We start from the raw sequence: 17,965 nt of genomic DNA, 5'->3' as shown, positions 1-17,965 counted from the left end.
GTCGACGCTCCACCCATCTCTCGCGGTCCATTCAGGCAAGCCCGAAGAACCCCGCAGGAGTTGGCACCGTTTCGGGCGGAACCCGATGGTTGCCCCGGCGTCAAAGGGCCTAATCCCTCAGCCGGTCTTGATGAGTGAGCTTACGGTGCGGTTGCGAACAGCGCCGGTCAAGTGAAAAATTTCACCCCTGAAGGCGCGCAAGGTCGAGCTTGAGTGGTGAAAACGGCGATCTTGCCCGGCGTCCCGAAAAATTATTCCGACATGGGGTTGACGCGGCGCGGCGCCCTGGATCACCCTAAGGCACGATTTCAACCGGACGCCGCCTGTGCCTTACCGCCTCGCCAGCATGAAGATGACCACGATCGCCGCCTCGGCGACGGGCCTCTTCGCGTCCGTCATTACCACCACCGGTACCACCACCATGCCCTCGCGGGCGGGGACCGGATGATGCGCGCCGTCTAGGCGAAATACGCAGAAAACCGATCACCCGCCCGGACCTCCGGGCGGGTTTTTTATTGCCTCAGATCCACTCCAGACCCGCCCTTCCTCCCACGAAATCCTCCCCCGACCCAGCCTCCAGGAAACGCCCAATGTCCGCCTCGCTCGCCCTTGTCGCCGATCAGCCCAAACCGGTCGAAGCGCTCGCTCCCGCCGCCGCTCCCGCTGCCGAAGTGGTGGTGCTGAAGTTCGGCTCGTCCGTTCTGCGAGACGCCTCCCAGGCCCCCGCCGTCGCAAGCGAAATCTACAGCCACGTCCGCGCCGGCCGTAAGGTGGTCGCCGTTGTCTCGGCCCTTGCCGGCCAGACGGACAAGCTGCTGTCCGAGGCGCGCAGCCTGGGTCTGGATCACGAGAACGAACTTCTGCCCGCCTATGTCGTGCTGGGCGAAGAGAAGGCCGCCGCCCTTGTCGCCGTCGCCTGCGATCGGGTCGGGCTGGACGCCATCGGCCTGTCGGTGCGCGAACTGGGCATCGTCGCTGAGGGGCCGAGCCAGCACGCCCGCCCGGTCTGCCTCAAGGGCGACCATCTCCGGCGCGCGCTGGAGGCGCATGAGGTGGTGGTCGTGCCGGGCTTTGGCGCGGTCCGACCCAACGGCCGCGTGGCCCTGCTGGGCCGGGGCGGATCCGACCTGACGGCGGTGGTTCTGGCTGCCGAACTGGGGCTGGACCGCGTGCGCCTGGTCAAGGATGTGGACGGCCTGTACGACCGCGATCCGGCCGTCAGCGCCGGGACGCCGTTGCGCTATCGCCGCGCCAACTGGGACACGGCGCGTCAGGTGGGCGGGGCGCTGGTCCAGCATGACGCTATCGACCTGGCTCAGGCCCGCGCGGTCGAGATCGAAGTGGCCGCCCTGGGCCGCGCCGAGGGCACGGTGGTCGGTGAGCGCGGGGCGCCTCCCGGCCCGGTTCAGGCTGCGGCGCCGCTGAAAGTGGCCGTGGCCGGCTGCGGCGTGGTGGGCGGCGGCCTGCTCAGCCGCCTGCTGCCGGACAGCCGGTTTGAGGTCGTCGGCGTCCTGGTCCGTGACCCTAAGAAGAAGCGCGACGTCGCCGCGCCGGCTGAACTGTTCACCAATGACGTGGACGCCCTGCTGGCCAAGAAACCCGACCTTCTGCTGGAAGCCCTGTCCGAGGGCGAGGCCGGCCATGCCCTGATCCGCCGCGCCCTGGAAGCCGGCTGCGACGTCGTCAGCGCCAACAAACAGGCCGTCGCCCGCGACCCAGCGGGGCTCCAGGCCCTGGCCGACGCCAACGGCTGTCGCGTCGCCTGGTCGGCCTCCGTCGGCGGCGGCTCGCCGATGATCGAGACCCTGCGCGCCGCCCGCGCCGCCGGTCCGGTGGTCGGGTTTGAGGCGGTGTTGAACGGCACGGTCAACTTCATGCTGCAGCGTCTGGGCGAGGGGGCGACCTTCTCCGACGCCCTGGCCGACGCCCGCGCCGCCGGTTTCGCCGAGGAGGACCCGTCGTCGGACCTGGAAGGCTTCGACGCCGAGGCCAAGGTCAAGCTGCTGTCGTTCGAGGCCTTCGGTCGTTCGCCCGACGCCCTGCCGCGCGACGTGTTGGCCGCCGAAACCCCGCTGGGCGAGGCGCCGGTGCGCCAGATCGGCGCCTGCTTCGACCGCGACGGCGCCCTGGACGCCTATGTCCGTCTTGACGGCGCGCTTGAGGACGCGCTCTTCCTGTCGCTGAACGGAGAGCGCAACGCCTTGAAGGTCTATGGTCAGGACGGCCGGGTTTGGACGTGCAAGGGGCGCGGCGCTGGGCGCTGGGCCACGACCGAGAGCGTGCTGGCCGATGTCGCCGACGTCATGCGCGCCCGGCGCGCCGCTGCGGAGCTTGTCTAGTCATGGCTGTCTTCACGCCCGTCACGCCGCAACAGGCCGACGACTATCTCATGCGCTACCCTCTCGGCGGCCTGGTCGAACTGACCCCGATCGCCGAGGGGGTCGAGAACACCAACTACCGTCTGGTGACGAGCAAGGGCGCCTATGTCCTGACCTTGTTCGAGGGGCGGACGGAGGCCTCGGCCCTGCCGTTCTGCCTCGGACTGACGGGACAGCTGGCGGCGCAGGGCTTCCCGACGCCCGCGCCCGTCGCCGACCGTGCAGGGCAGGTTATCGGTCGCCTGAACGACCGCGCCGCCGCCATCGTCGAATGGACGGCAGGCGCCTGGAAGCGTCAGCCGACGGACAAGGACCAGTACCGCGCGGGCCAGGTTCTGGCCCTGCTGCATCTGGATGCGGCTGACTATGAAGGCGTGCGCGACAACCCCGTCGGGCCTCGCGCCTGGGCCGATCTGGCCGCGCGCTGCGATACCGTCGCCAAGGGTGAGGACCGCCGGATGCTGGACCAGATGCAGCTCCTGCTGCCCGATCTGGCCCGGCCGTGGAGCGACCCCGACTTGCCGCGCGGGCCGATCCACGCCGACTACTTCCCCGACAACGTCCTGTTCGCGACGAACGAGCATGGGGCGACCGACGTGGGCGGGGTGATCGACTTCTATTTCGCATGCGTCGACGTGCTGGCCTACGACCTGGCCATCGCCCTCAGCGCCTGGGGGTTCGACGCCGAGGGCCGCCCGCTGCCGTCGGCCCTGCGCGCCTTCCAGAAGGGCTATGAGTCGGTGCGGCCCCTGTCCGACGCCGAGCGCGCGGTCCTGCCCGACCTGGGCGCGGCGGCGGCGGTGCGCTTCACCCTGACGCGCCTGCACGACCGCCTGTTCCACGACCCGGCCAACCTGGTCACCCCCAAGGACCCGACGCCCTTCTTCCGGCGGCTGGACTATTGGAAGGCGGCGGAGGCGGCGTGAAGGGGGGGGCGGCTTCTCGCATTGATGCAAGAGGCCGTTTTCGACCCGTGCCGGGCGCTATCGCTTGTTCGGCTCGCTGGACATCAAGCGCCTGCGAGCTACTTCGCCTTCGGCGGTAACTTGAAAATCGAAAATAGGCCCATACCGAACCAAGTCGATCTGACCCAACCGTTCGGTTTTGACGACAAGGCCTGCCTGCTCTGCCGTCACAAGCGCATAATCCCTCGTCCCGGGCGCGTTTGCAGTTAGCAATGCAGAGGTTCCGCCTTTGGCTACCAGGACGGCGTCCACATGCCTATCAGTTTGCTTCCTGACAAAGCGCTGGACCAGCGAGAGCATCGACATCCAATCTGCTTTCTGGATTTTGCTAACGACCGTTCGCCTCACGATCCCAAGCGACCTTGAAGGACGCGCGCTCGTCCTAGCCGTGAAGAACCTTCATTCGGTTCTGCCGTGGATAGCATCTATTCGACTCTGGGAGTTCCCGTGAAAAAACTGCCCTCGACATTAGCTGCTATTGCTGCGGGCGCGATCCTTCTATCCGGTTGCAGCGATGGTGAAGAAGTCGCTCAGGCTGTCGCCAGCGTCAGCCATTGCGGCGCCAAGGAGGTCGCGCCTGGATTGCTTATGCGATTGAGCGCCTATTCCGCTGGCAATCCATCGGATGACATATGGATCGTGCAACTTTGCCACCCAGAGCGGGGATGTAGCGCCGTAGCGTCTTACCAGAACGGGATGGCTCCGCTCGCGGACTACAATGATCTTGGCCTCAAGATCACGGTCCCCATGGCGACTGAACTCAAAGTGTTCCGTGATGAGGCCTGGGTTCAAGGACAGCGCGTTCCCCTACTTGTCGAAGCCCGAAGGGTCGCGTCCGCTGCGGAGGCGAATGAAGTGCGGCATCTCCTGGGACTGCCGCCAGGCACGACTTCTCATCACAGCTGCCGCAAGGATTTGGAGCAGCGGTCATTCTATCGCTGACAAGGCGTCTATCCGAAGTCCGCTTCCCATCCTTCGTTGCCCTTCATCAAGTTCGCTTCCCGCCGCCGCCATGCAACGATCCCGCCACGCGGGACTTGAGGGAGGGGAGGCGAGGAGGCTTCGCGATGGCGCACGACGCTCAAACATGGCCCGAACTGCAGCCCTCGGCGCTGTGGCCGACGCTGGAGACCTTGCAGCTGTGGACCCAGATCGTGGGCAAGGTGCGGCTGTCGCAGACGCCCTGGCTCAACCACGGCTGGCATGTGACGCTGCGGGTGACGGCGCGGGGATTGTCGACCGGGCTCATCCCGCATGGCGCCGTGGACCTCGAGCTGGAGTTCGACTTCATCGCCGGAACCCTTGTCATCCGCGTCAGCGACGGCGGCGAACGCCGCGTCGCGCTCGGGCCCGGAGCGGTGGCGGACTTCTACGCCGAGACCATGGCCGCGCTGGCGGAACTGGGCGTCGCCTGCCGCATCAATCTGACGCCGGACGAGATGGCGGAGGCGACGCCCTTTCCGGAGGACCGTCGGCATCGTCTTTACGATCCGGAGGTCGCGCGCGACTATTGGCGCACCCTGGTGCAGGCCGATCGCGTCTTCAACCGATTCCGCACCCGCTTCCTGGGCAAGTGCAGCCCCGTTCAGCTGTTCTGGGGCGCGTTCGACCTGGCGGTGACGCGCTTCTCAGGGCGGCGGGCGCCGCTGCATCCGGGCGGGATCCCGAACCTGCCGGACGCCGTCACGCGCGAGGCCTATTCCCACGAGGTGGCCAGCGCAGGCTTCTGGCCCGGCGATCCCGGCCGAGGGCCGGCCTTCTACGCCTACGCCTATCCCGCGCCGGCGGGGTTCGACAAGGCGACGGTCGCGCCGACCGAGGCGCGCTGGGATGCGGCGCTCGGAGAGTTCATCCTGCCCTATGAGGCTGTCCGCACGGCGGCCGATCCCGACGCGGTTCTGGGCGCCTTCCTTGAAACCACCTATGCGGCCGCCGCTGATCTAGGCGGGTGGGATCGCGCCGCGCTGGACTGCGAGGAGGGACGCCTGCGTCATCCGCGACGGGTGGGGTGAGCACGTCGCAGGAGCTTTAGCCCGCGAACCCCTTCACCGCCGCCAGCGCCGCCTCGGGCGTGTTCTCGATCACCGTCAGCCGTTCGGGGCGGTCGCCCAGGGCTCGGATGACGGGGGCCGGTTCCGGCTCGACGCCCAGGACGTCCGAGACGAAGGCGCCGAACTTGGACGGGTGGGCGGTGGACAGGGCGACGATGGGCGCGCCGTTGCGGTCCATGCGGCGCGCGGCGGCCAGGGCGACCGCTGTATGCGGGCAGACGACGCGGCCCCAGGCGGCGTGGGCGTGGGCGATCTCGGCCTTGGTCGTCGCCTCGTCGACCGAGACGGCCGAGACCTCGGCGCGCAGGGCGGCCAGCAGGTCAGGCGACAGGGTGACGGCCCCCTCGCGGGCGAAGGTCTCGAACACGGCGCGGGTCGCCTCGGCGTCGCGGCCCGAGGCTTCATAGACCAGCCGCTCGAAGTTGGAGGGCGCCTGCACGTCCATCGACACGCTGCCGCTCTCGACCGCGGGGCGGCGGGCATAGACGCCCTCGTTGATGGCGCGGGCCAGGGCGTCGTTCTGATTGACGGCGGCGACGAAGCCGGCGGCGGGCAGGCCCATCCTGCGGGCGGCGATGCCGGCGAAGGCGTCGCCGAAATTGCCGGTCGGAACCACGAAGGTCGCCGCCTGGCCCAGCTGGGCCGTGGCCGAGACGTAATAGGGAATCTGGCCCGCCAGGCGGCCCCAGTTGATCGAGTTGACCGAGGACAGGCGCCCCTGTTCGCGCAGGGACTCTTCGGCCAGCAGCCCCTTCACCAGACGCTGGCAGTCGTCGAAGTCGCCGCGCACGGCCAGGTTCAGCACGTTGTCCGCCTCGACTGTCGTCATCTGCTTGCGCTGCACCGGCGAGACGCGGTCCAGCGGGTGCAGCACGATCAGCTTGATGCGCTCGGCCCCGGCGAAGGCGCGCACGGCGGCGGCGCCTGTGTCGCCGCTGGTGGCGGTCAGCAGGGTCAGGGTCTCGCCCGTCGCGGCCAGGGCCTCGTCCGACAGGGCGGCGACCAACTGCATGGCCAGGTCCTTGAACGCCGCCGTCGGGCCGTGGAACAGCTCCAGCACGAACAGGCCGGGCTCCAGCTCGACCAGGGGCGTCACCAGCGGATGGTCAAAGCCCTTGGTCAGACGGTCCAGCGCGCGGTCCAGCGCGCCAGCCGGCAGGGCGTCGCCGATGAAGGGCGCCATCGCCGCCTTGGCGATCTCGGCGTAGCTGCGGCCCGGTCGGGTCGCGTCGACCGGCAGCGCAGGCCAGGCCTGGGGCATGTAGAGGCCGCCGTCGGGGGCGATGCCGCGCAGCAGGGCGTCGGCGAAATTGGTCGGAGCGGCGTCGCCGCGCGTCGAGATGTAGCGGTCAGCTGAATTCGTCATATCGGGGTCGTTTCTAGCCGCCGTTGACGGGACCGTCATGATTATTTTGCGCATGCGAAGGGAAATTTCATGAGATGACGCAACAACCTGGCCGTGATGGGGCGGTGGGGGCGCGGACGGCGCGGCTGAGGGAAAAGGACTGGCGTTAGATCGGCGCGCAGTTCATGTCAGGCCGATGAACCGCCGCTCTCTTTTCATTCGCGCCGGAGCCGCCGCCGCCGCCGTCGGCGGCGGGCTGTGGCTCAAGGATCATGTGCTGTGGCGACGTCCCGGCGTGACCTTCGGCGCGGACGGAAGCAGCGGCTGGCTGGGGTTCGTCGCGCCCCGGACCCTGTTGCCGACCGTGACCGTGACCCTGGCGGGCCGTGAGATGACGGCCTTGATCGACAGCGGCGCCCAGTATTCGGTGATCGACCGCCGTCTGGTGGCCGAGCTGGGGTTGGATCGATTCTTCGACATGCCGCTGATCGCCTATGGCGTGGACGGGCGCGCCCAGATGGGGCGGGGGGTGACGCTGGACCTGACGGTCGGCGAGGCGCGCATCGAGCGCCTGCGCGCCGGGATTCTGGACCTGGGGCCGCTGTCGGAAGAGGAGGGGCTGGGGGCGCCGCTGATCCTGGGGCAAGACCTGTTGATGCAGGCGGTGCTGGAAATGGACCTGCGCCGGCGGCGATTGCGGCTGGCTCGCGCCGGGCAGACTGAGCTGGCTCCGGCCTATCGCGCCCTGCCGGTCCGGCGCGCCGGCACGGCTCTGATCGCCGAAGCGGTTGTCGAGGGCTCTCGGATACGGGCTCTGGTCGACACCGGCTCTTCGGCCCTGCTGGCGCTGAGCGAAGGCGTCGCGCAGTCGGCGGGCCTGCTCGACGGCCGTTCGGAACAGGAAGGGTCAAGCATCGTCCTGGGCGGGGTGGCCAAGGCTCGGCTGATCCAGGCGCGAACGGTGGCTCTGGGCCAGGAGTTGTGGCGCGACGTGACGACGGCCGTTTACGCCGACCGCCCGCTGCCCAACTATCCCGACGCCTTGCTGGGCATGGAGGCGTTTGCGGGGCGCGACGTTATCCTGAACCTTGGCGGCGGACAGCTGCACCTTGCGCCGTTGATGGATGTGACCATTGTTTAGCTTTGACGGAATCTCCCGAGGGGAATCCGTTTCGTGCCTGGCCTGAACGGGGATAAGGGCCCTGAATGATCGCCTCGCCGTCCATGACAGCAGTCGCGCCTGGTCAAAGGCTGGAAAGCCTGGACCTTTTGCGGGGGTTTGCCCTGTGCGGCATCCTGCTGGTCAACATCATGATGATGGGCGGAGTCTGGGACCAATATCACCCGGATCTGCCGCCGACCCTGACCAACCCCGACTGGTCGGCGTGGATCATCCAGCACCTGTTCGTGCAGGGCTCGATGCGCGGGCTGTTCACGCTGTTGTTCGGCGCGGGGATGTTGCTGATCACCCTGCGGGGCGACGACGGACAAGGAACCATCCAGGCGGCGGACGTCTACTTCCGTCGTTGCATGGCGCTGCTGGCGCTGGGCGTGTTCAACGCGACCGCCCTGCTGTTTCCCGGAGACATTCTTTATGTCTACGGCCTGTCGGGATTTCTGCTGTTCGTTTTCCGCACGGCGCGGCCGCGCACGCTGATCGCCATGTCGGCGGCGCTTCTGCTGTTGCTGACGGCGGAGTCGGCCGCAGTGGGGGCTTATCAGGCGGCCGAGGCGCGGCGCGGCGCCGAACTGGCGTTGCAGGTCGAGGCTGGGGCCGTTCTGTCATCCGAAGACGCCGAGGCGTTGAAGGTGCACGGTCGCGCCCAAGCGGCCCAGGCGTTGTCGCCGGACGCCCTCGCCGAAGAAGTCGCCGTGCGTACGGGCGACGCTGCGGGGCTGCTGAAATGGAGCGTGCGGACCTGGCTGGACTACGCCGCCTCCAGCTACACCATCACCCTGGTCATTGAATCAGTCGCCTTCATGCTGCTGGGCATGGCGCTGTTCAAGCTGGGGGTTCTAGGCGGCGGGCGGTCGCTCCGCTTCTATCTGGCGCTGGCGGGCGTCGGCTACGCCCTGGGTCTGGCGGTCAACGGCGGACAGGCCTTGGTCTTGTGGAACAGCCAGTTCTCCTCCGAATCCTGGGCGGCGCAGACAAGTTATGAGCTGGGGCGATGCGCCATGACGCTGGGGCACGTGGGCCTGCTGCTGTCGCTGTGGAAAATGAACCTTCTCGGCTTCGTCGGGCGGGCCTTGCGAGGTCTGGGGCGGATGGCGCTGACCAACTATCTGGGCCAGTCCGCCATCGCCGGCCTGCTGTTTTACGGCCTGAACCTGTGGGGCCGGCTCGACTGGTGGGGCCTTTGGGGCGTCGCGGCGGGCATCTGGGTGTTCCAGATGACGTTCAGCGCGCTGTGGCTGCGCGCCTTCAGCATGGGGCCGCTGGAATGGGCGCTGCGTTGGTTCGCCTATGCGCGGCCCTCGCCCATCAGACGCACGAAGGCCGCCTGATCGGTCACGCCCTCAAAGTTGGGAGAAGGTGTCGCAGGCGGCCGGGTCGCCGGTCTGATAGCCGCGCTGAAGCCACTCGACCCGCTGGGCCGAGGAGCCGTGGGTGAAGCTTTCGGGCGAGACGCGGCCGCCGCCGCGCCGCTGCAGCGTGTCGTCGCCGATGGCCTGCGCCGTCTTCATGCCTTCTTCGAGATCGCCCGGCTCCAGCGCCACCTGGCCGTTCGAGACAGCGGCCGCGTTGCTGGCCCACACCCCGGCGTAGCAGTCGGCCTGAAGCTCCAGCGCCACGGAGTAGCGATTCCCCTCCGCCTGTGAGCGCGCCGCTTGCTGGGCGCGCTGCACCTGCTGGCTGGCGCCGGTCAGGGTCTGGACGTGGTGGCCGAACTCGTGGGCGATGACATAGGCCTTGGCGAAGTCGGCGCCGGACGCGCCCAGCTTGCTTTCCATCTCGCGCCAGAAGCTCAGGTCCAGATAGACCTTCTGATCGGTCGGACAGTAGAACGGCCCCATCGCCGCCTGCCCAAAGCCGCAGCCGGTCTGGGTGCCCTGCTCGTAAAGGACGGTGGTGGGCGCCGTGTAGCCCTTCAGCTTGGTCGCCCAGACGTCGTTGATGTTGGAGCCGATGACTTCGACGAAGTGGCCGTCCTGATCCTCGGGCGAGCCCATCTGGCCCTGCTGTTCCGCCTGGCCGGCGCCGCCGAACTGGCTGGCTAGCTGTTGGGTGGTGTTGGGATCGATGCCGAAGACGAAATAGCCGATCGCCGCCAGCACCAGCACGCCGATGCCGCCGCCTGCGACCGCGCCGCCGCCCATGCCTCGACGATCCTCGACCCCGCCGCCGCGCCGTCCGCCCTGCCAACGCATCTGCCGTTCTCCGCTGTGCTGTCTGTTCCGAAGCTAGGCTGAAACGCAGGGGCAGGTGAAGAGATGCAATACAGGTCGGGGATCAGTGCGGTTGTCGGCTGAGCCAAGCGTCGATCTCGCGCACGCCCGCCGCGTTCTGATCGAGCGGAGGCGCAAGGCGCGCCGGCGGGGGCAAGGGGGCGAGGCGCGGCGCATAGGCCGTCGCGGGCGGCGGGGCGGGGGCGGGAATCCGCGCGCCCTCCAGCAGACGCAGGACGCGGTCCGTCTGAAGCCTCTGGCGCTCAGCTTCGGCCTCGCGCTGGTCGGCCTGGGCGCGCAACTGCTCGATAGCCTGCCGATGCCGCTCGGCGGTGGTCGCAGACGCGCTGTAGCCGGCTGGCGGGGGGCCGGGCCAACCCGGCCAGGGCTGCGCCTGGGCCAGGCCAGCGGCGCCGCACTGGGCGGCGATCAGCAACAGAAGGAAGGGGAGGCGGCGCATAGGATGAAGATGGGCGCCGCGTCCTGTCACGCCAAGCGAAGCCGCAACCTCTGCTCGGACAAGCGGTTCTAGGCGGACAGCCGATCTCATCCCTTCACGCCAAGGAGCACCCCATGCCTGACCATGCCGACAAGACCCTTGATGGAAAGACCATCGCCGTCCTGGCGACCGACGGGGTCGAGCAGATCGAGCTTCAGGAGCCGGTGAAGGCGCTGCGCGCAGAAGGCGCGACGGTCGAGATCGTCTCGCTGGAGCCGGGCTGGATCCAGGGCTTTGATCACCTGACGCCCGATGAGAGGATCGCGGTCGACAAGACGCTGAAAACGACGGACGCCTCTCGCTACGACGGTCTGGTTTTGCCGGGCGGAGTCGCGAATCCGGATCAGCTCCGCACCGAGCAGGCGGCGCTCAAATTCGTCCGCGCCTTTTTCGACGCGGGCAAGCCGGTGGCCGCCATCTGTCACGCGCCGTGGATTTTGATTGAAGCGGGCGTGGCCGAGGGGCGCACCCTGACGGCTTACAAGTCCATCCGCACCGATCTGCGCAACGCCGGCGCCGAGGTGGTGGACAAGGAGGTGGTCGTCGATGACGGCCTGATCACCAGCCGCTGCCCCGACGATCTGCCCGCCTTCAACGCGGCGATGATCCAGGCCTTCGCCGAGGCTCCGCGCGCGGGCCGAGCCAAGACGAAGTCGGAAGAAGCGCGGCCGTCAGCCCATTAGGCCGTCAGATCGAGAAGCTGACGCCGCAGCCGCAGCTTGAGGATGCGTTGGGATTGCGGATCACGAACTGGGCCCCGGCCAGTTCATCGACGAAGGCGATCTCTGAATCCTTCAGGAAGGGTACGGACACCGGGTCGATGACCACGGCCTGACCGTCGCGGCGCACCACCAGATCGTCGGCCTCGGGACCGTCCACCAGCTCGAAGCGGTATTGGAATCCCGAGCAGCCGCCGCCGTCCACGGCGACGCGCAGAAGGACCTGCTTGCCTTCGGTCTCGGACAGTTTGGACAGGCGGCGCGCGCCGCTTTCGGCCAGCGTGATGCCTTCGGGCGACCGGGTTGCGATCGACAGCGACAGGTCGCGGTCTGATTCTGTAGGTTGGACGGTGCTCACAGCCCTCTATATGAGGGTCTGACAGGCGTTCGCAAAGGCCTGTCGCCATCACGAAGTGCTGCCGCCTTGAGCCTGCCCCGCGTTTCCTACGCCGAAAACCCCGCCGCGAGCCGCGGCCGCCATGTTTTCGAGCCCGCCAGCCGCACCCGCACCGCCTTCGCCCGCGACCGGGACCGCATCATCCACGCCACCGCCTTCCGCCGCCTGAAGGAGAAGACGCAGGTCTTCGTGGCGCATGAGGGGGACCACTATCGCACCCGGCTGACGCACAGCCTCGAGGTGGCGCAGATCGCCCGCTCGCTGGCCCACGCCCTGCGGCTGGACGACGATCTGGCCGAGACGGTGGCCCTGGCCCACGACCTGGGCCACCCGCCGTTCAGCCACGCGGGCGAGGACGAGCTGCACGAACAGATGAAGGCCTTCGGCGGCTTCGACCACAACGTCCAGAGCTTCCGCGTCGTGACCGAGCTGGAGACCCGCTATCCCGGCTTCCCCGGCCTTAACCTCAGCTGGGAGACGGTCGAGGGCGTGGTCAAGCACAACGGTCCGGTGGCGCACCTGCTGTCGGACCCGGCGTGGAAGGCGGTCGCCGCCTATGCGCCCTGCGGCGACGCCGACTGGGACCTGCGTCTGGGCACCTTCGCCTCGCTGGAGGCCCAGTGCGCGGCCATCGCCGACGACATCGCCTATAACAACCACGACGTGGACGACGGGGTGCAGGCGGGGCTGTTCAGCCTGGCCGACCTGGCCGACGTGCCCCTGATCGGGCGCTGCATCGCCAGCGCGCGCGCCGACTGGCCGCATATCGATGAGCGGATGCTGCGGCTGGAGGCGGTGCGCCGCATGATCGGGGTCATGGTCGACGACGTTCTCGCCGAGACCTCAGCCCGTCTGGCCAAGCATCGGATCGAGACTGTCGAGGATGTCCGCAACGCGCCCGAGACCCTGGTCCAGTTCTCGGTCGGCATGATGGCCGAGTTGGCGGTGCTGCGGCGCTTCCTGTTCGAGCGGATGTACCGCCATTACCGCGTCAACCGAACCCGCAGTCAGGCGCGCCGGGTGCTGGCCCAGTTGTTCCAGCTGTTCATGGCCGAGCCGGAGGTGATGCCGCCCGAGTGGCAGGCCTCGGCCCTGACCGACGACCAGAACGCGCGGGCGCGGGCCGTGTGCGACTACATCGCCGGGATGACAGATCGTTACGCCATCGAGGTGCATCGCAAGCTGTTCAGTCTCGACCTCGCCCTCGATCTGTGATTCGAGAACGGCTTCGCGGCGCGTTAGACTGAGCGCCGAGGCGCGCCGATTCGCGCGCGTGTCCCACGACCACCAAGGCGCGACCCATGTCCTACGACGACGATCACCGAGGCAACCCCAACGCTGGGCCGAATGGGGGCCGCGACCGGGGCGCCTATACGCCGCCGACCGACGATGATCTGCCCTTTACGCGCGGCGGCTATGACCCGCGCCGGGCGCCGGCCGCCAAGTCGCCGCCGATCACCCTGATCATCAGCGCCATCGTCCTGCTTCTGCTGATCGTGGCCGTGGTGGTCTTCTACCGCTCGGGCGTGCGCTCCTCGACGGATGCGCCGCCGGCCGTCGGCACGCCGGTCGAAAGCATGAAGGTCGAGGCGCCGCTGGACGCGCAGCCGATCGACCCTGAGGCCGACATCCGCGTCTATCGCGACGGCGGCGAGCCGTCCGATGCCGCGCCGACCTTCACTCCGGGCCCGGAAGAGGTGCTGCCGCGCCCCGCGCCGACGACCCCGGCCGCGCCGGTTGAATCCTCGCCCCTGGCCCCCGCCGCGCCTGCGCCGGCGACCAAGGCGCCCGCTGCACCTGCGCCGGCCCCCGCAACGCCGGCTCCGGCGACGAAGGCTCCGACGCCGACCCCGGCGCCCGCGCCGGCCCCGGCCGCGGCCGGTGGATCGTCCGGCGTCCAGATCGGCGCCTTCTCCTCGACCGCCATCGCCGACCGCGAATACGCCGCCGTTGCAGCGCGCTTCGGCCAGTACGCCTCGGGCGCCGAGAAGCGCGTTCAGGAAGTCACCGCCTCCAACGGTTCGACCGTCTACCGCACCACCTTCACCGGCATGAGCCGTGAACGCGCCGTCGCCTTCTGCAATGCGCTGAAGGCTGCGGGCCGCGACTGCATCGTCCGCTAAGGGGCGAGCGCACATGACCTCCGCCGCCATCTACGGCTGCTCCGGCCACAGGCTGACGGCGGAGGAGCGCGCCTTTTACGCCGAGGCCAAGCCGTGGGGCTTCATCCTGTTCCGCCGCAACGTGGACAGCCCCGAACAGGTCAAGGCGCTGGTGTCCGAGCTGCGCGACAGCGTGGGGCGCGACGACGCCCCGGTGCTGATCGATCAGGAGGGCGGCCGGGTGCAGCGCCTCGGACCGCCGCACTGGCCGAAATATCCGCCGGGCGCCGCCTATCTGAAGGCGACTAACGACCCGGCGGCGGCGCGCGAACTGGTGCGGCTAGGCGCGCGCCTGATCGCCCATGACCTGCGCGAGCTGGGCATCAACGTCGACTGCGTCCCGGTGCTGGACGTGCCGGTGCCGGGCGCCCACGACATCATCGGCGACCGCGCCTATGCCCAGGACCCGGCGACCGTGACCCAACTGGGCCGGGCCGCCGCCGAGGGCCTGCTGGCGGGCGGCGTCCTGCCGATCATCAAGCACATCCCCGGCCACGGCCGCGCCTTCTCGGACAGCCACCACGACCTGCCGGTGGTCGAGACGGCGATCGAGGAACTGGACGCCTGGGACTTCGCCCCGTTCAAGGCTCTGTCGGACATGCCGATGGCGATGACGGCCCACGTGGTCTTCACCGCCGTCGACGCCAAGCGCCCCGCCACCACGTCGAAGAAGGCGATCCGCCTGATGCGCGAACGGCTGGGCTTCTCCGGTCTGATCATGTCCGACGACCTGTCGATGCAGGCCCTGTCGGGGACGCTGACCGAGCGGGCGGAGCAGTCGCTGAAGGCGGGTTGCGACGTGGTGCTTCACTGCAACGGCGACCTGACGGAGATGGCCGCCGTCGCCGAGGGAACGAAGAAGCTGAAAGGCGGGGCCAAGCGCCGCGCCGAGGCCGCGCTGAACCGCATCGTGCGTGCGCCCGAGCCGCTGGATGTCGCCGAGGGCCGCGCCCGGCTGGAGGCGGCCCTGAGCGGCCGCTTCGACGCCGCCAAGGGGCCGGACGTGGGCGAGGCGCAAGGGTGATCGCCGGGGAGGGCGCATGAGCGAGGCCTTCCAGCCGAATCTCGACTTCACCGCCGTCGAACAGGTCGAGGCGCAGGAGGCCTTTGTCGTCGACCTGGAGGGCTATGAAGGCCCGCTGCACGTCCTTCTGGCCCTCGCGCGGACGCAGAAGGTGGACCTGCTCAAGCTGTCCATCACCCGCCTGGCCGAACAGTATCTGGCCTTCGTGCATGAGGCGCGGCGGCGGAATTTCGCGCTGGCGGCCGACTATCTGGTGATGGCGTCGTGGCTGGCCTATCTGAAGTCGCGCCTGCTGATCCCGCGCAACGAGAAGGACAAGCCGGAGGAGCCGCCGGCCGAGGAGATCGCCGCCGCCCTGGCCTTCCGCCTGCAGAAGCTGGAGGCCATGCGCACGGCGGTGGAGGCCATCACCAGCCGCCCGCAGCTGAAGCGCGATGTCTTCACGCGCGGCGACCCGCAGGCGACCGTCATCATCCCGTCCGACCGGGTGGACGCCAGCCTTTATGAGCTGATGAGCGCCTATGTCGCCCAACGCCGCCGCGAAGAGCGCCGCAAATACGCCCCCGGCCAGCGGGTCGAGGCCTTCCAGTTGGAGGCAGCGCGCGACTGGCTGCGCGAGATCATGCCGCGCCTGGCCGAATGGACGCCGCTGGAGCGCGTGGCGCCGCAGAAGCCGGACGGGCAGGAAGGTCCCAGCCAGGCCAGCTATACCGCCTCCACCCTGTCGGCCAGTCTGGAGCTGGTGAAGGAAGGCGGCATGGACATCCGCCAGGAGCGGCCATTCGACGCGGTGTGGCTGAAGCGCAGAGGGCTCGGCCAGCCGCTGGAGCTGACGCCGTGAGCCGCCTTCAACCGCTCATCCCGGCGAAGGCCGGGACCCAGATTGTAAGACTCGACACCAGCACCGTCAGGCGCCGCCCGCCTTGCTGGCGGGGTGCCTGCATCTGGGTCCCGGCCTTCGTCGAGATGAGCGGGGAGGGAGGCGTCCATGTCTGACCTCGACTTCACCCCCGATCACCTCGAGATCGAACGCCGCGTCGAGGCCCTGCTGTTCGCCGCCGCCGCGCCGTTGTCGCTGGCCGAGATCGCCCGCCGCCTGCCGCAAGGCGCCGACGTCGGCGGCGCGCTGACCGCGCTTCAGGAGCGTTATCAGGGCAGGGGCGTCGAGCTGGACTGCGTGGCCGAGCGCTGGCGGTTCCGCACCGCGCCCGACCTCGGCTTCCTGATGACCGAGGAGCGCGAGGAGCCGCGCCGCCTGTCCAAGGCCGCGCTCGAGACCCTGGCCATCATCGCCTATCACCAGCCCTGCACGCGCGCCGAGATCGAGAGCGTGCGCGGCGTCTCTCTGTCGAAGGGAACGCTGGACCTGCTGCTGGAGATGGACTTCGTGCGCCTGCGCGGGCGGCGCCGTACGCCCGGACGGCCGGTGACCTACGCCACGACCGACCGCTTCCTGGAGCATTTCAGTCTGGCGAGCCTCTATGACCTGCCGGGCGTGCAGGAGATGAAGGCGGCGGGCCTGCTGGACCTGTCCATGCCGGTCGGTTTTGAGGTGCCGGACCCCTCGCGCGCCGGCGAGGACGAGGGCGAGGATCTGCTGACGGGACTGGACGGCGGGACCCCCGAATTCGCCCAGGATTTCATCAGCGAGGACGAAGAGTCGCAACCTTAGCCGGGACGGATCGTCGCGCTCACAAGAAACCGCGAAAACTCATGGACTTAAGTCCCAAGGAGGCCGCCTTGACCTGAAGGCCTCCCGCCTATAGGTTCCGCGCCGAAATTCAGACCCGATCCGGCCCCGGCCGGGCGCTGACCAAACAGGCCCATGTCCCCGACGAAGGAATCGCGCGAAGAGGCGATCAAACGCCTCCACCAAAGCGCATCCGCGCTGGAGGCGAAGGTTCAGGCGGACAAGTCCGTCGAGGTCGCTGCGCAGAAGGTGGTCGGCCAGGCCTATCGCATCATCGCCGAACTGCTGGGCGGGGTGCTGATCGGTCTTGCACTTGGTTTTGGCGTCGACCGGCTGTTCGGGACGACGCCGATAGGCGTTGTAGGCGGGGTCCTTCTGGGCTTCGCCTTATCGGTTTATATGGCGCGCCGCACAGCCAACCGGCTGATGGCGCAGGCCAAGGCGGCGGGTTTGCCCCAACAGGGCGAACCTATCGTCGAGGCTGACGAAGAAAACAGGGAACGATAGGCTTAATGGCCGGTCCGATTGAACAATTTGAGGTCAAGCCGCTCGTAGAGTTCGGCACGGTCAATGTTCCCGTCCTGGGCGAGCAGGTGATCGCGATCACCAATTCGCACGTGGCCATGACCATCGCCTTCGCCGGCGTGGTGGGCTTCCTGGCCCTGGCGACCTCGGGCGCCAAGGTGGTTCCGGGCCGGATGCAGGCGGCGGGCGAAAGCCTGTTCGGCATGGTCGACAACCTGGCCAACTCCATCATCGGGCACGAAGGCCGCAAATACTTCCCCTTCGCCTTCACCATGTTCCTGATGGTTCTGTCGATGAACCTGCTGGGCATGTTCCTGACCTTCACCGCCACCTCGCAACTGGCCGTGACCGTCACCCTGGGCCTGATCTCCTTCCTGACGGTTGTCGTGGTCGGTCTGGTCAAGAACGGCGTCGGCTTCCTGAAGCTGTTCTGGCCCGCAGGCGCGCCGCTGCTGCTGCGCCCGGTCGTCGGCCTGATCGAGTTCGTCTCCTTCCTGCTGCGCCCGGCCACCCTGGCCCTTCGTCTGTTCGGCAACATGCTGGGCGGTCACGTGGCGCTGAAGATCTTCGCCCAGTTCGTCGTTCAGCTGGGCGCGGTGGCCATCGTCACCGGCGGCCTGGCCTACGCCTTCATCCCGGTGGCGGCCCTGTCGCTGGGCATGGTCGTGGCGATGACGGCGCTTGAGTTCCTGGTGGCCTTCCTTCAGGCCTTCGTTTTCACCGTTCTGACCTGCATCTACCTCAACGATGTGGTCAACCTGGGCGATGGCCACTAAGGCTTGAGTTCAGTTCGTAACCCTACCCTCCAACGCTCCAAGAA

Annotated in this window: 18 protein-coding genes and 1 riboswitch; of the genes, 14 read left to right on the top strand and 4 right to left on the bottom strand. The window is 68.4% G+C overall.

Annotated features, from left to right (window positions below; genetic code table 11):
- Window positions 1–10 precede the first annotated feature (10 nt).
- Window positions 11–137, bottom strand: a riboswitch (SAM riboswitch).
- A gap of 453 nt (window positions 138–590) precedes the next feature.
- From H9656_RS06795 to H9656_RS06780, 4 genes are all read left to right on the top strand, one after another.
- Window positions 591–2,339, top strand: coding sequence for an amino acid kinase family protein (locus H9656_RS06795; RefSeq protein ID WP_191743409.1), 1,749 nt, complete (start codon window positions 591–593; stop codon window positions 2,337–2,339).
- Between the two features lie 2 nt (window positions 2,340–2,341).
- Window positions 2,342–3,304, top strand: coding sequence for a homoserine kinase (locus H9656_RS06790; protein WP_191743408.1), 963 nt, complete (start codon window positions 2,342–2,344; stop codon window positions 3,302–3,304).
- Between the two features lie 486 nt (window positions 3,305–3,790).
- Entirely contained in the window at window positions 3,791–4,285 is a 495-nt protein-coding gene (locus H9656_RS06785; RefSeq protein ID WP_191743407.1) for a hypothetical protein, read from the top strand.
- 125 nt (window positions 4,286–4,410) lie between these two features.
- Window positions 4,411–5,355 (top strand): DUF5996 family protein, encoded by a 945-nt coding sequence (locus H9656_RS06780; RefSeq protein ID WP_225212253.1) that lies wholly within the window; start codon window positions 4,411–4,413, stop codon window positions 5,353–5,355.
- Window positions 5,356–5,371: 16 nt separating this feature from the next.
- Here H9656_RS06780 and thrC read toward each other — a convergent pair whose 3' ends face one another.
- A complete protein-coding gene (gene thrC / locus H9656_RS06775) occupies window positions 5,372–6,760 on the bottom strand; it encodes a threonine synthase (protein ID WP_191743406.1) in 1,389 nt (462 codons plus the stop codon).
- Between the two features lie 175 nt (window positions 6,761–6,935).
- Here thrC and H9656_RS06770 point away from each other — a divergent pair, with 175 nt between their 5' ends.
- Both H9656_RS06770 and H9656_RS06765 read left to right on the top strand, forming a co-directional pair.
- Complete coding sequence (locus tag H9656_RS06770; protein ID WP_191743405.1) at window positions 6,936–7,880, top strand: retropepsin-like aspartic protease; 945 nt, start codon at window positions 6,936–6,938, stop codon at window positions 7,878–7,880.
- A gap of 65 nt (window positions 7,881–7,945) precedes the next feature.
- Entirely contained in the window at window positions 7,946–9,247 is a 1,302-nt protein-coding gene (locus H9656_RS06765; protein WP_191743404.1) for a DUF418 domain-containing protein, read from the top strand.
- A gap of 12 nt (window positions 9,248–9,259) precedes the next feature.
- Here the strand turns inward: H9656_RS06765 and ypfJ are convergent, their stop codons facing one another.
- Entirely contained in the window at window positions 9,260–10,111 is an 852-nt protein-coding gene (gene ypfJ, locus H9656_RS06760) for a KPN_02809 family neutral zinc metallopeptidase (protein WP_191743403.1), read from the bottom strand.
- An 82-nt stretch (window positions 10,112–10,193) separates the two neighbouring features.
- Window positions 10,194–10,589, bottom strand: a complete 396-nt coding sequence (locus H9656_RS06755; RefSeq protein WP_191743402.1) for a hypothetical protein — start codon at window positions 10,587–10,589, stop codon at window positions 10,194–10,196.
- A 113-nt stretch (window positions 10,590–10,702) separates the two neighbouring features.
- Between H9656_RS06755 and H9656_RS06750 the strand changes: the two genes are divergently transcribed.
- The gene (locus tag H9656_RS06750; protein WP_191743401.1) at window positions 10,703–11,311 is read left to right on the top strand and encodes a type 1 glutamine amidotransferase domain-containing protein; all 609 of its coding nucleotides are present in this window, start codon (window positions 10,703–10,705) and stop codon (window positions 11,309–11,311) included.
- Between the two features lie 4 nt (window positions 11,312–11,315).
- Here H9656_RS06750 and erpA read toward each other — a convergent pair whose 3' ends face one another.
- Entirely contained in the window at window positions 11,316–11,657 is a 342-nt protein-coding gene (gene erpA / locus H9656_RS06745) for an iron-sulfur cluster insertion protein ErpA (protein WP_318240620.1), read from the bottom strand.
- Between the two features lie 87 nt (window positions 11,658–11,744).
- Here erpA and H9656_RS06740 point away from each other — a divergent pair, with 87 nt between their 5' ends.
- From H9656_RS06740 to H9656_RS06710, 7 genes are all read left to right on the top strand, one after another.
- Window positions 11,745–12,959: a deoxyguanosinetriphosphate triphosphohydrolase gene (locus H9656_RS06740; protein ID WP_404821556.1), complete on the top strand. Its 1,215-nt coding sequence runs from the start codon at window positions 11,745–11,747 to the stop codon at window positions 12,957–12,959.
- Between the two features lie 86 nt (window positions 12,960–13,045).
- Window positions 13,046–13,867 (top strand): SPOR domain-containing protein, encoded by an 822-nt coding sequence (locus H9656_RS06735; RefSeq protein WP_191743399.1) that lies wholly within the window; start codon window positions 13,046–13,048, stop codon window positions 13,865–13,867.
- Between the two features lie 13 nt (window positions 13,868–13,880).
- Window positions 13,881–14,930: a beta-N-acetylhexosaminidase gene (gene nagZ / locus H9656_RS06730; protein ID WP_191743398.1), complete on the top strand. Its 1,050-nt coding sequence runs from the start codon at window positions 13,881–13,883 to the stop codon at window positions 14,928–14,930.
- A gap of 16 nt (window positions 14,931–14,946) precedes the next feature.
- On the top strand, window positions 14,947–15,771 hold the full coding sequence (locus H9656_RS06725; RefSeq protein WP_087140843.1) for a segregation and condensation protein A: 825 nt from the start codon (window positions 14,947–14,949) through the stop codon (window positions 15,769–15,771).
- Window positions 15,772–15,918: 147 nt separating this feature from the next.
- Complete coding sequence (scpB, locus tag H9656_RS06720; protein WP_191743397.1) at window positions 15,919–16,602, top strand: SMC-Scp complex subunit ScpB; 684 nt, start codon at window positions 15,919–15,921, stop codon at window positions 16,600–16,602.
- A 153-nt stretch (window positions 16,603–16,755) separates the two neighbouring features.
- Entirely contained in the window at window positions 16,756–17,127 is a 372-nt protein-coding gene (locus tag H9656_RS06715; protein ID WP_024353399.1) for an AtpZ/AtpI family protein, read from the top strand.
- A 5-nt stretch (window positions 17,128–17,132) separates the two neighbouring features.
- A complete protein-coding gene (locus tag H9656_RS06710; RefSeq protein WP_025978384.1) occupies window positions 17,133–17,921 on the top strand; it encodes a F0F1 ATP synthase subunit A in 789 nt (262 codons plus the stop codon).
- Window positions 17,922–17,965: the final 44 nt, after the last annotated feature.

It is taken from the genome of Brevundimonas guildfordensis, from assembly GCF_014836405.1.
GTDB lineage: Bacteria > Pseudomonadota > Alphaproteobacteria > Caulobacterales > Caulobacteraceae > Brevundimonas > Brevundimonas guildfordensis.
Note: the sequence above shows the minus strand (reverse complement) of the source record. Positions and strands in the feature narration are given on the sequence as shown.